The organism is Streptomyces cylindrosporus, assembly GCF_022698165.1.
GTDB lineage: Bacteria > Actinomycetota > Actinomycetes > Streptomycetales > Streptomycetaceae > Streptomyces > Streptomyces cylindrosporus.
The window spans coordinates 431,527-444,117 of the sequence record NZ_JALDAY010000006.1 but is presented as its reverse complement, the minus strand read 5'-3'; the positions used below and the strand labels follow the sequence as shown (position 1 = coordinate 444,117).

Below are 12,591 nucleotides of genomic sequence, written 5' to 3'. Positions count from 1 at the left end.
GGACTCACCCGGCTCACTGGTAGTGGACGAAACGCCGGCTGAGCCGGAACTGGAGGGCGGTCACCGCCATGATCAGCACGAACAGCAGCACGCCCACCGCGGAGGCCTCGCCGAAGCGCAGCTGCTCGAACGCCGTCTCGTAGATGACCATGACGACGGTGCGGGTCGAGTCGCCGGGCCCGCCGTTGGTGAGGACGTACGGCTGCTCGAAGACCTGCAAGGCGTTGATGACACCGACCACGGTCGCCACCAGCAGCGTCGGCGACAGCAGCGGCAGCGTGACGTGGAGGTGCTTGCGCAGGCCGGTCGCGCCGTCCAGGGAGGCGGCCTCGTGGACCTCCTTGGGGATGTTGTTCAGACCGCCGATGAACAGCAGGAACGAGAACCCGAACTGCTGCCACACGTACACGATGATCACGGTGGCGAGCGCCGCGTGCTCCGAGGTCAGCCACGGCACCGGCGAGATCCCCACCAGCCCGATCAGCCAGTTGACGACACCGAAGTCCTGGTTGAACAGGTACTTCATCACCACGGAGATCGACGCGGCGGACAGCACCAGCGGGAAGAAGAACGCCGAACGGAACACCGACCGCAGCCAGGTCGGCATCCGCCCGTTCAGGGTCAGCGCCAGCGACAGGGCGATCAGCAGCTGTGCCGCGACCGCGAACACCATGAACACGAGGGTGTTGAGGAAGGAGACCCGCACGGTCGAATCCGTGAAGACCTCACGGTAGTTGGCCGTCCCCGCGAAGCTCGGCGAGTCGATCACGTTCCAGTGGAAGAGACTCAGCACGACCGAGCCGACGATCGGCACGACCGTGAAGACGACGATCCCGACGACGGTCGGGGCCAGGAAGAGCGTGGCCAGCAGCCGCGTACCGCGATCCCGGCGGGACGGCCGCGGGGCCGCCACCGGCCGGGTCAACGGCCTTGCGGGGCTGACTGTCTGAGTGTTCGTCATACGTCACGCTCCATGGCCTTCTCCAGATCGCCCTGCATCCGGCGCAGCGCGGGACGCACCGAGCGCGGGGAGGCCAGGGCGGTGCCGGTGTACTTGAGCAGCACCTCGGTCACCTCGGCGACCTGCGGCGGGGCGGGGATCGGTCCCGTGTCGGGGAACTTGTCGAGGGTGTCGTAGAAGACCTGCCAGTGCCGCGGGCCGGACTCCTCGTAGCGGCCGGCGGTCAGCATCGAGCGGCGCGCCGGGGTGGTCTGGTTGGTGTCGAACAGCCGCATGAGGGTGTCCCTGCGGGCGGCGTACTTGATGAACTCCCAGGCCTCGTCCTGCTTCCTGGAGGTGCGCAGCAGGGCGTAGCCCGCCGCGCCGAACTGGTGGCGCTGGGTGCGCCAGCGCGGGAAGTACTGCACGTCGAAGGCGTCGGCCTTCATGCCCGCGAGGTGCAGACCGCCCGCCCAGAAGCCGCCCGCGGGTGTGACGCCGACGCGGCCGGTGGAGAACACGCCGACGAGGTTCTGGCCGTTGCCGCCCTCGGGGCGGGTGCACAGGCCCTCCTGGATGAGGGAGGCGAGATAGTCGTACGCCTCCTCGACGCGGTCGTCGGTGGCCTGCGGGGTGGTCCAGCGGAAGCCGCCGCCGCGGCCCTCGCGCTCGGCGGCCGGGTAGAAGGAGTCCCACAGCCAGGCGCCGCCGGGGGCCTTGGACTCGGTGAGCAGGTTGGTACCGCCCGCGAAGAGCCAGGGGACCACGCCGCCCCACAGACGGTTGGTCCAGAAGTACGGCGTGAACTGGGAGCCGCTGGACTTCTTCATGCCCCGCAACAGGGCGGTGAAGTCGTCGCGGGTCCAGTCGGGGGCCGGGAAGTCCGCGCCCGCCCGCTGCAGCACCTGCCGGTTCAGGTACATGTCGGCCGCGTTGAACTCGACCGGCAGCTGATAGAGCCGTCCTTCGTACATCATCGACTCGACGAGCGACGGGTGGACGTCGGCGAAGTACTCCTTGAGCTCGGCCGCGTCCCGCCGCACGTAGTGGTCCAGCGGGACGCCGAGGCTCTTGGCGAACAGCTGCACGCCCTCGGTGGCGACGTAGACCAGGTCGGGTGCGGTGCCCGCGGCGATCTGGGTGAGGATCTTCGCGAAGAAGTCCGACCAGTCGACGGCCTGCACGGCGTTGATCCGGAGCTTGATGTCCGGGTGCACGTTCCGGAAGCCCTCGGTGAGCGTACGGATGGCCTCCGGCCCGTAGGCGGGGCCGAGGGTGGCGACGGTGAGGGAACCGTCGTCGCGGCCGGGGATGTCGCTTCCGGTGAGCCGGTCCCAGCTCGCGGCGGTACCGGCCAGGGCGGCGGCTCCCGCCCCGTAGGCGCCGTAGCGCAGCAGGGTGCGGCGAGTGAGGTTCGAGTCGGTCATCCAGCGTGCCTAACTCGTGTTAGATCAGGGTTGATGCCCGAGATGATGGGGAGCGGGAGGTGGGGGTGTCAAGGGTCGTGCACCCCTTGACCTTTAACGAGTTAGGTCGCACAGTCCTGCATCACATGAGCCGCCGTTCTCAGCTCGACGACGAGAGGAACGAAGAGTGATGCGTGGGATGTCCAGGAGAGCCTTGCTGGCCGGTACGGGCGCCGGCACCGCCGCCGCACTGCTGCCCGCGGCGCCGGCCGCCGCCAAACCCAAGGGGGCCAAGGCTCCGGGGTGCGCGAGCTACCGGGCCGGCTACCACTTCACGGTCCCGGACGCCTGGAAGAACGACCCGCAGCGGCCGGTCTGGATCGACGGCGAGTACCACTACTACTACCTCTACAACGCCGACTACTTCAGCGGCGCCGTCGGCACCGCGTGGCGCCTGGCCACCAGCGGCGACCTGGTCTCCTTCACCGATCGCGGGGTCGCGGTGCCGAAGGACACCACGTCCAACGGGGACGTCTGGTCGGGCTCGGCGGTGGTCGACACCGGCAACACCGCGGGCTTCGGGGCGGGCGCGGTGGTCGTCCTGGTCACCATGTCGCCGGGCGGCGGCACCGACCACCAGGAGCAGTTCCTGTACTACTCCACGGACGGCGGCCGTACGTTTGCGAACCACGGCACCGATCCCGTCCTGCCCAACCCGGGCGTGGCCGACTTCCGCGACCCCAAGGTCATCCGGGACGAGGACCGAAACCAGTGGGTCATGGCGCTCGCGGAGAACAACAAGATCGGCTTCTACCGCTCGGCGGACCTCAAGTCCTGGGCCTACACGGGCGGTTTCGTCAAGGACGGCATCGGTGTCCTGGAGTGCCCCGACCTGTTCCGCCTCACCGCCGACGACGGCACCGCCAAGTGGGTGCTGGGCGCCAGCGCCGACGGCCGCTCGTCCGGACAGCCCAACACGTACGCGTACTGGACCGGCTCCTTCGACGGCACCGCCTTCACCGCCGACTCCACCGACCCCCAATGGCTCGACCACGGCTGGGACTGGTACGGCGCCGTCACCTTCGAGAAGCGCGATGCCGGTGGCGCCCTCGACCCGACGGCCCGCTACGCCCTCGGCTGGCTGAACAACTGGGCCTACGCGAACACCACCCCCACCATCGACTGCGACGGCTTCAACGGCACCGACTCGATCGTCCGCGAGGTCGGACTGAAGCGCGCCTCCTCCGGCGCCTACTACCTTGCCTCGCGGCCGATCGCCGCGCTCGACTCGTACGTCTCGCGGACCGTGGACCTCGGCGACCTGACTGTCGACGGCACCCGCGTGCTGAACTACACCGGCATCTCCTACGAGGTGAGCACCGAGATCACCTGGGACCGACTCACCGGCGCCGGAGTGCAGTTGCGCCGTTCACCCGACGGCGGCCGGCACATCGACGCGGGCGTCTACGGCGACTACGCCTTCCTCAACCGCCGCACCACCGTGGGCCCCGACACCAGCGGGGACCGCCAGGAGAGCCACAGCCCGTTCGACCGGTCCGCGGGCACGGTGAAGCTGCGCATCCTCGTGGACCGTACGAGCGTGGAGATGTTCGTCGACGACGGCCGGTACGTGCACTCCTCGGAGGCGTTCCCGTACCTGATCGACACCGGGCTCGCGCTGTTCACGATCGACGGAACGGCGGTGTTCCGGAACACGGTGATACGGGAGTTCACGCTGTAACGAACGCGTCCCGCCGCAAAAGGGTTTGAGGCCGAGGGGGCCGGGCGCACACACTCGTCTCGTCGGACCGGTCGACGGGAGGATCCGATGCCGACGAACGAATCCCTGGTCGACGCGCTGGGCAGCGAGCCGCGCCGCCCGGCCGCCTTCCGCGAACTCGTGCGACGCGGCACGCAGGCCGTACCGGACATCCGCCGCGGGCTCGCGCACTCGGTGCCGAAGGTGCGGGAGGAGTGTTGCCGGCTGCTGGACCAACTCCTCGTCCCCGAGGCGGTGGACGACCTGATCGCCATGGTCGACGACCCCGACCCCGGGGTACGGGTGGCCGCGCTGCACGCCCTGTCCTGCGACCGCTGCAAGCCGGACGCCGACGCGTGCCGTCCCGACCGTGCCGTGATCGAGGAGCGCGCGATCCGAATCCTGCACGACGACCCGGACCCGCAGGTCAGGACCCGGGCGGTCGAACTCGTCGGACTCTGGGTGCACACCGACCCGCAGGCCCTCGCCGCCCTGGAGCGCGCCCGCGACGAGGACCCGTCACCGGCCGTGCGCAAGAAGGCGGGCTGGTATACGCCCGGCGGCCCCGTTCACCGCCGTACCGCACCGAAGCCTGTACGCGCGCCGCGGGCCTGAGAGTTGTGAGGCCCTGTCGCCAGGGCTCGCGAACACTGTCACGATCTTCGTGGAACGGAGTGGACGAGTCACGAGTCACGGCTCGCGACTGACGGCTGCTGGAGGGCGTGCATGACGACGGACCGGGACAGGGCGGCGGGGATCGAGCAGGGCGCCGGGATCGAGGTGCGACCGGTCGCCGGACACATCGGGGCCGAGGTCACGGGCGTCGATCTGGCCGCCGGCCTCGACGACGCCCAGGTCGCCGCGATCCGGGCGGCCGTGCTGCGCTGGAAGGTGGTGTTCTTCCGTGGGCAGCGGCTGGACCACGCCGGGCATGTGGCCTTCGCGCGCCGGTTCGGCGAGCCGGTCGTGCTGGGCAAGCGGGGGAGCGCCTCGCCGCCGGACTTCCCCGAGGTGGAGACGACCGCCGACCGGCTGGAACTGGGTGGGAAGTTCGGCATGGAGCACGAGGAGTGGTTGCAGCGCCGCCGGCACACGCTGCTGCGCGGGTGGCACTGCGACCACGGCGCGCGCATCGACCCGCCGGCCGCGACGATCCTGCGCGCCGAGACCGTACCGCCGTACGGGGGCGACACGACCTGGTCCAACCTGGCGGCCGCGTACGCCGGACTGTCCGTGCCGGTACGGGAGTTCGTCGACGGACTGCGCGCCGAGCACCGTCTCGGCGTCGGCTACCAGCCGCGCCCCGGCGACGACTCCTATCTGCGCCACCTGCTGGACCACCAGGTCGCCTCCGTGCACCCGCTGGTCCGCGTCCACCCGGAGACGGGGGAGCGGGTGCTGTTCGTCAACGGCTACTACGTCGAACAGATCGCCGGCCTCTCCCGGCCGGAGAGCCGCGCGATCCTCGACATGCTCCTCGAGCAGGCGACCCGGCCCGAGTACACGGTCCGTTTCCGCTGGGAGCCCGGCAGCGTGGCCTTCTGGGACAACCGCGCCACCATCCACCTCGCCCCCGGCGACAACGCCCACCTCGACTTCCCGCGGATCATGCACCGGGTGATGCTGACCGGGGACGTGCCGGTGGGGGTGGACGGCAGGGCGTCCAAGGCGGTTGCGGGGACGGCGCCCGGGCGGTGGTAACCGGCGCCGGCCGCGTTGCTGACCTGCTCGGACTGCGGCCCGGGTGCGCCGGGTTCCGTCAGGAGTCCGACAGGCGGGCCTCCTCCAGGTCGAGCGAGCGCTGCAGCCGGCGGCGGGTGGTGTCGCTGATGGTGTGGGTGTCGTAGAGGCGTTGGAGTTCGATGGTCTCGACGGTGATCAGATCGCGGCGGAGCTGGCGGTAGACGAGGTCGGCCGACTCGGTGGCGGTCGCGGTGCCGTTCTGTTCCGTGAGGCGGTCGCGGGCGTCGTCGAGGCGGGCGGTCAGGCCGCGGCGCAGGCGGTCGAGGACGACGTCCGGTGCGGCCTCCAGCTCGGCGAGTTCCTCCAGGCGGGCGAGCCCGGCGTGGGCGAGGTGGGAGCGGGCCTCGGCCTCCTCGCGCGCGGTGTGGGCGGGCTCCAGCGCGATGCCGGAGGCGCGGACGACCGGGGCCAGGGTGAAGCCCTGCACGACGAGGGTGACGACCACGACCGAGGTGGTCAGGACCAGGACGAGGGGGCGGTCGGTGAGCGGGGTGCCGTCCTTGGTGACCTCGGGGATGGACAGGGCGGCGGCCAGCGGCATCACCCCGCGGGTGCCCGCCCAGGTCAGCACCATCGGTATCCGCCAGTTCAGGCGGCTGATCCCGCCCTTGCGCTGCACGACGGCCGACAGCGGCGCGAGCCACAGCAGTCGTACGGCGACGAGCGTGCCGGCGACCGCCAGGGCGTACAGCGGCCATGCCCGGTCGCCGTCGGCCAGCGCCCGCACCTGCGTGGGCAGGGCCAGCCCGATCAGGCTGAACACGACGCTCTCCAGCAGGAAGACGACCGTGCCGTACACGGCGTGCAACTGCAGCCGGATGCGGGCGTTGGTGAGCCGGTCCCCCCGGCCGCCGAGGACCACGCCCGCCACCACGCACGACGTCACTCCGGAGGTGTGCGCGGCCTCCGCCAATAGATAGGCGGCGTACGGGGTGACCAGGGCGATCACCGTCTCCAGGACCGGGTCCTCGGTGCGCCGCCGGATCAGGGCGATCGCCGCGGCCACCGCGGCCCCGATCACCGTGCCACCGCCCGCGAGCACCAGGAACTCCCCGCCCGCCGCACCCCAGTTCGCGGCGGCGGAGGCAACCGCGATGCCGGCCGCGACCCTGACCAGCACCAGCGAGGTCGCGTCGTTGAACAGGCTCTCGGCCTGCACCAGCACCTGGACCCTGGGCGGCAGCGCCAGCCGCCGGCCCAGTGCGGTGACGGCCACCGGGTCGGTGCTGGCGAGCACCGCGCCCAGTACGAACGCCATCTCCCAGGACAGCGGGGTCACCAGGGCCGCCACCGCGCCGACGGCCGCAGCGGAGGCGAGCACCAGCCCGATGGCGAGGATGCCGACCGGCTTCCACACCGCGCGCAGCTCACGCCACGGCATCTCCTCCGCGCTCGCGTACAGCAGTGGCGGCAGCACGACCAGGCCGATGATCTCGGGGCTGATCTCGATCTGCGGGGTGCCCGGCAGCAGGGCCACCGCGAGACCGGCGACCACGAGCAGGGAAGGGGCGGGAATGCGCCACCGGCGCGCGAAGGTGGCGACCAGCGTGGCGAGGACCACGAGGGCGAGAACCGTACCGACGCTGCGCATGCCGTCCCCCTGGGGCTTACGGAGAACCGCCGTGGTCCCCGGCCGACCAGACTTCCCGGCACACCGGTTCTCACCCTATCGGGCCGGGCCACGTCAAGACAGCGTCAAGGTCGGGCGGCGCAGCGTGGGCCGGGCGATCGCCGCGTACGTGCGGGAGGTGTCCGCCGCCGAGCCGGGCACGCGCGTCACGGTACTGATCGCGGAGACCCAGCCGCAGCGTGTGGCGGGGGCTGAGATCGACGCGGCGATCTGCCGGCTCCGGTTCCGGCTGCTGTGAACCAGGTCACCGCTGGTCCCGGCGCCGTACTCACCGGTGCGGGGCGGGGCCGTAAGAGTCCCGTCAAAGCCGTGCGGGCCGCCGTATGGGACCCGTCAACGGCGCTCATCTCCGGCCGCGAGGGCTGTTTCCTCGAACCGTCCGATTCAACCGAACCTCACTCCAGGAGTTCGCGATGGCCGATCTGGCCTTCGTCGTCACCGTGATCGCGGGTTTCGCGCTGGTGGCTCTAGTCGCCAAGGGGGTGACGAAGCTGTGACCGCCGAGAACATCGTCGGCCTTGTCGTGGCCGTCGCCCTGCTGGGCTATCTCGTCCTCGCCCTGATCTTCCCGGAGAGGTTCTGAGCCACGACATGGGTCCCGTACTCGCAGGCTTCCTCCAGCTGCTCGCCCTCATAGGCGCGCTGGCGCTCGCCTACATCCCTCTCGGCAACTACATGGCCAGGGTCTACTCCTCCGACAAGCACTGGCGGGTAGAGAAGTGGATCTACAAGGGCATCGGTGCCAACCCCGACGCCGAGATGACCTGGCCCGCCTACCTGCGCGGTGTCCTCGCCTTCTCCGCTGTCAGCGTGCTGTTCCTCTACCTGCTCCAGCGGCTGCAGGGCATCCTGCCCGGCTCCCTGGGCTTCGACTCGGTCAACCCGGCGCAGTCCTTCAACACGGCCGTGTCCTTCGTGACCAACACCAACTGGCAGTCGTACTACGGCGAGCAGACCATGGGTCACGTCGTGCAGACCGCCGGTCTGGCCGTGCAGAACTTCGTCTCGGCGGCCGTCGGCATCGCCGTCGCCGTGGCCCTGGTGCGCGGGTTCGCCCGCTCCCGCACCGGCGAGCTGGGCAACTTCTGGTCCGACCTGGTGCGCGGCACCCTGCGGATCCTGGTGCCCGGCGCGGCGATCGCCGCGATCGTGCTGGTCGCGTGCGGTGCCATCCAGAACTTCTCCGGCATCCACGAGGTCGGTCAGTTCATGGGTGGGTCGCAGCAGTGGAACGGCGGCGCGGTCGCCTCGCAGGAGGCCATCAAGGAGTTCGGCACCAACGGCGGCGGCTACTTCAACGCCAACTCCGCGCACCCCTTCGAGAACCCCACCCCGTTCACGAACCTCTTCGAGATCTTCCTGCTACTGGTCATCCCGTTCTCGCTGACCCGGACGTTCGGCGTCATGGTCGGTTCGATCAAGCAGGGTTACGCGATCCTCGCCACGATGGCCACGATCTGGGTCGGCTTCGTCGCCCTGATGATGTGGACCGAGTTCGCCCACCACGGCCCGGCGCTGCAGGCGGCGGGCGGGGCGTACGAGGGCAAGGAGGTCCGCTTCGGCGTCGGCTCCTCGTCGATCTTCGCGGTGTCGACCACACTCACCTCGACCGGTGCGGTGGACTCGTTCCACTCCTCGTTCACCGGGCTCGGCGGCGGCATCACCATCCTGGGCATGCAGCTGGGCGAGATCGCGCCCGGCGGTACCGGCTCCGGCCTCTACGGCATGCTGATCATGGCGGTCATCGCGGTGTTCATCGCCGGTCTGATGGTCGGCCGTACGCCCGAATACCTGGGCAAGAAGATCGGCTCCCGCGAGATCAAGCTGGCCGCCTGCTACATCCTGATCACGCCGGCACTGGTGCTGATCTTCACGGCCGCCTCCATGGCGTTGCCGACGCCGCCGCACTCGATGCTGAACTCCGGCGCGCACGGCTTCTCCGAGGTGCTGTACGCCTTCAGCTCCGCGGCGAACAACAACGGTTCGGCCTTCGCCGGTCTGAACGCGAACACCGACTGGTTCAACACCATGACCGGACTGGCGATGCTGCTGGGCCGTTTCCTGCCGATGGTGTTCGTGCTGGCGCTGGCCGGCTCGCTCGCCGAGCAGAAGCCGGTGCCGGCCACCGCGGGCACCCTGCGCACCGAAAAGCCGCTGTTCACCGGCCTGTTGGTGGGCGCGATCCTGATCATCACCGGTCTGACCTACTTCCCGGCGCTGGCGCTGGGTCCGCTGGCCGAGGGGCTGGCGTCATGACCACCCGCACAGAGAAGTCAGAGGACTCCATGTCCACAGCCACTCCGACCCGGGCGCCGCACAGCGACGTACCCACCGGGCACAAGGCTCCCGAGGGCCGCGTCGGTGCGGGCCTCTTCGACCCCAAGCAGCTGCTGAAGTCGCTGCCGGACGCGTTCCGCAAGCTCGATCCGCGGGTGATGGTCAAGTCGCCCGTCATGTTCGTGGTGTGGATCGGGTCCGTGCTGACCACCGTGTTCTCCTTCAAGGACCCGGGGGACTGGTTCGGCTGGGCGATCAGCGCCTGGCTGTGGCTGACCGTCGTCTTCGCCAACCTGGCGGAGGCCGTCGCCGAGGGCCGGGGCAAAGCCCAAGCCGACACCCTGCGCAAGGCCAAGACCGACACGGTGGCCCGGCGGCTGGTGGGCGAGCGCGAGGAGCAGGTGCCCGGCACCGACCTGAGGATCGGCGACCTCGTCGTCTGCGAGGCCGGCGACGTCATCCCCGGCGACGGTGACGTCATCGAGGGCGTGGCCTCGGTCGACGAGTCGGCCATCACCGGCGAGTCGGCCCCCGTCATCCGCGAGTCCGGAGGCGACCGCAGCGCCGTGACCGGCGGTACCAAGGTGCTGTCCGACCGCATCGTCATCAAGATCACGACGAAGCCGGGCGAGACCTTCATCGACCGGATGATCAGCCTCGTCGAGGGCGCGGCCCGGCAGAAGACGCCGAACGAGATCGCGCTGAACATCCTGCTGGCCTCGCTGACGATCGTCTTCCTGCTGGCGGTGGCCACGCTGCCGCCGTTCGCGGACTACGCCGGTACGCATCTGACGATGGTCGTACTGGTCGCCCTGCTGGTCTGCCTGATCCCGACCACCATCGGCGCGCTGCTCTCCGCGATCGGCATCGCGGGCATGGACCGTCTGGTGCAGCGCAACGTCCTGGCCATGTCCGGCCGGGCAGTGGAAGCCGCCGGTGACGTGTCGACGCTGCTGCTCGACAAGACCGGCACCATCACGCTGGGCAACCGGCAGGCGTCCGAGTTCGTGCCGGTGCGGGGCGCCACCGAGGCCGAGGTCGCCGACGCCGCGCAGCTGTCCTCGCTGGCCGACGAGACGCCCGAGGGCCGCTCCATCGTCGTACTGGCGAAGGAGAAGTACGGACTGCGGGAGCGGCACCAGGGCGAGTTGGCCGGTGCCGAGTGGATCGCCTTCACCGCGCAGACCCGCATGTCGGGCGTGGACGTCGACGGGCGCCGGATCCGCAAGGGCGCGGCCGGCTCGGTCATCGCCTGGGTCCAGGAGCAGGGCGGCACCGTCGCCGAGGACGCGGACACGCTGTCCGACCGCATCTCCGAGGCGGGCGGCACGCCGCTGCTCGTCGCCGTCGAGGACGAGCGCGGCGCCCGGATCCTGGGCGTCATCCACCTCAAGGACGTCGTCAAGGACGGCATGCGGGAGCGGTTCGACGAGTTGCGCCGCATGGGCATCAAGACCGTCATGATCACGGGCGACAACCCGCTGACGGCCAAGGCGATCGCCGAGGAGGCGGGCGTCGACGACTTCCTCGCGGAGGCCACGCCCGAGGACAAGATGGCGCTCATCAAGCGGGAGCAGGCGGGCGGCAAGCTGGTCGCGATGACCGGCGACGGCACCAACGACGCGCCCGCCCTCGCGCAGGCCGACGTCGGCGTGGCGATGAACACCGGTACGTCGGCCGCCAAGGAGGCCGGCAACATGGTCGACCTCGACTCCAACCCGACCAAGCTCATCGAGATCGTCGAGATCGGCAAGCAACTCCTCATCACCCGGGGCGCGTTGACGACCTTCTCGATCGCCAACGACGTCGCGAAGTACTTCGCGATCATCCCGGCGCTGTTCGCGGCCGTGTACCCGGGCCTCGACAAGCTCAACATCATGGGCCTGTCCTCCCCGGACTCCGCGATCCTGTCCGCGGTCATCTTCAACGCGCTGATCATCATCGCGTTGGTGCCGCTGTCCCTGAAGGGCGTGCAGTACCGGCCGGTGAGCGCCGACAAGTTGCTGCGACGCAACCTCACGATCTACGGCATCGGCGGGCTGATCGCCCCCTTCATCGGCATCAAGATCATCGACCTGCTCATCTCTCTCATCCCCGGGATCGGTTGATCCATCATGAACAACTCCGTATCGAACACTGCCCGGTTGTTCGGGGCGGGCCTGCGTGCCCTCCTCGTGCTGACCCTGGTGACCGGCGTCATCTATCCGCTGGTCGTCACCGGTGTGGCGCAGGCGCTGTTCAACGACAAGGCGAACGGCTCCGAGATCAGGTCCGACGGGAAGGTCGTCGGCTCGTCCCTGATCGGGCAGTCGTACAACCTGCCGCTCAAGAAGGGGCAGAAGACCCCCGACCCCGACCTGAAGTGGTTCCAGGGCCGGCCGGCCAACGGGCTCGGCACCAACAGCGTCAACACGCAGTACAAGCTGCTGCTGTCGGGCGCCACCAACCTGTCCGCCGACAGCAAGGACCTGCTCAAGCAGGTCGAGGCCGCCAAGGCCGCCGTCATCAAGGACAACTCGGTGCCCGGCTACACGGTCAAGGCGTCCGAGGTGCCCGCCGACGCGGTCACGTCCTCCGGCTCCGGTCTGGACCCGGACATCTCCCCGGCCTACGCCGAACTCCAGGTCCACCGGATCGCCGCGAAGAACGGCCTGTCCGTCTCCGCGGTGGAGAAGCTGGTCAAGGACCACACCGAGGGCCGCACGCTCGGCTTCATGGGCGAGCCCCGGGTCAACGTCCTCGAACTCAACATCGCGCTCAAGGATCTCGTGGCGAAGCAGTAGCGGTGACGGCGTCAGGCGATCCGTGCGTGTCGTGGCCCGGCGCGCACGGCCCG

The 12,591-nt window shown here is 69.9% G+C and carries 12 protein-coding genes; 9 read left to right on the top strand and 3 right to left on the bottom strand.

The window, feature by feature from the left end; translation table 11 throughout:
- Positions 1-13: 13 nt before the first annotated feature.
- The gene (locus tag MQP27_RS21785) at positions 14-961 is read right to left on the bottom strand and encodes a carbohydrate ABC transporter permease (RefSeq protein WP_242766970.1); all 948 of its coding nucleotides are present in this window, start codon (positions 959-961) and stop codon (positions 14-16) included.
- On the bottom strand, positions 958-2,367 hold the full coding sequence (locus MQP27_RS21780; protein WP_242766969.1) for an extracellular solute-binding protein: 1,410 nt from the start codon (positions 2,365-2,367) through the stop codon (positions 958-960). Before MQP27_RS21780 ends, MQP27_RS21785 begins: the two co-directional genes overlap by 4 nt.
- Before the next feature lie 169 nt (positions 2,368-2,536).
- Here MQP27_RS21780 and MQP27_RS21775 point away from each other — a divergent pair, with 169 nt between their 5' ends.
- From MQP27_RS21775 to MQP27_RS21765, 3 genes are all read left to right on the top strand, one after another.
- Complete coding sequence (locus MQP27_RS21775; RefSeq protein WP_242766968.1) at positions 2,537-4,087, top strand: glycoside hydrolase family 32 protein; 1,551 nt, start codon at positions 2,537-2,539, stop codon at positions 4,085-4,087.
- A gap of 87 nt (positions 4,088-4,174) precedes the next feature.
- Positions 4,175-4,720, top strand: a complete 546-nt coding sequence (locus tag MQP27_RS21770; protein WP_242766967.1) for a HEAT repeat domain-containing protein — start codon at positions 4,175-4,177, stop codon at positions 4,718-4,720.
- Positions 4,721-4,831: 111 nt separating this feature from the next.
- The gene (locus MQP27_RS21765; protein WP_242766966.1) at positions 4,832-5,806 is read left to right on the top strand and encodes a TauD/TfdA dioxygenase family protein; all 975 of its coding nucleotides are present in this window, start codon (positions 4,832-4,834) and stop codon (positions 5,804-5,806) included.
- A 58-nt stretch (positions 5,807-5,864) separates the two neighbouring features.
- On the opposite strand, the gene MQP27_RS21760 is transcribed toward MQP27_RS21765, so the two are convergent.
- The gene (locus MQP27_RS21760) at positions 5,865-7,439 is read right to left on the bottom strand and encodes a Na+/H+ antiporter (protein ID WP_242766965.1); all 1,575 of its coding nucleotides are present in this window, start codon (positions 7,437-7,439) and stop codon (positions 5,865-5,867) included.
- A 124-nt stretch (positions 7,440-7,563) separates the two neighbouring features.
- Here MQP27_RS21760 and MQP27_RS21755 point away from each other — a divergent pair, with 124 nt between their 5' ends.
- The 6 genes from MQP27_RS21755 to MQP27_RS21730 all read left to right on the top strand — a co-directional run bounded on the left by MQP27_RS21755 (position 7,564) and on the right by MQP27_RS21730 (position 12,538).
- Positions 7,564-7,716, top strand: coding sequence for a hypothetical protein (locus MQP27_RS21755; RefSeq protein WP_242767165.1), 153 nt, complete (start codon positions 7,564-7,566; stop codon positions 7,714-7,716).
- Between the two features lie 85 nt (positions 7,717-7,801).
- Complete coding sequence (locus tag MQP27_RS21750) at positions 7,802-7,975, top strand: hypothetical protein (RefSeq protein ID WP_242766964.1); 174 nt, start codon at positions 7,802-7,804, stop codon at positions 7,973-7,975.
- On the top strand, positions 7,972-8,061 hold the full coding sequence (gene kdpF / locus MQP27_RS21745) for a K(+)-transporting ATPase subunit F (protein ID WP_016434100.1): 90 nt from the start codon (positions 7,972-7,974) through the stop codon (positions 8,059-8,061). Before MQP27_RS21750 ends, kdpF begins: the two co-directional genes overlap by 4 nt.
- A gap of 8 nt (positions 8,062-8,069) precedes the next feature.
- Positions 8,070-9,734, top strand: a complete 1,665-nt coding sequence (gene kdpA / locus MQP27_RS21740) for a potassium-transporting ATPase subunit KdpA (protein WP_242766963.1) — start codon at positions 8,070-8,072, stop codon at positions 9,732-9,734.
- On the top strand, positions 9,731-11,863 hold the full coding sequence (gene kdpB / locus MQP27_RS21735) for a potassium-transporting ATPase subunit KdpB (RefSeq protein WP_242766962.1): 2,133 nt from the start codon (positions 9,731-9,733) through the stop codon (positions 11,861-11,863). The genes kdpA and kdpB overlap by 4 nt, the downstream gene beginning before the upstream one ends.
- Positions 11,864-11,869: 6 nt before the next feature.
- On the top strand, positions 11,870-12,538 hold the full coding sequence (locus tag MQP27_RS21730; protein WP_242766961.1) for a potassium-transporting ATPase subunit C: 669 nt from the start codon (positions 11,870-11,872) through the stop codon (positions 12,536-12,538).
- The last annotated feature ends 53 nt before the right edge of the window (positions 12,539-12,591 follow it).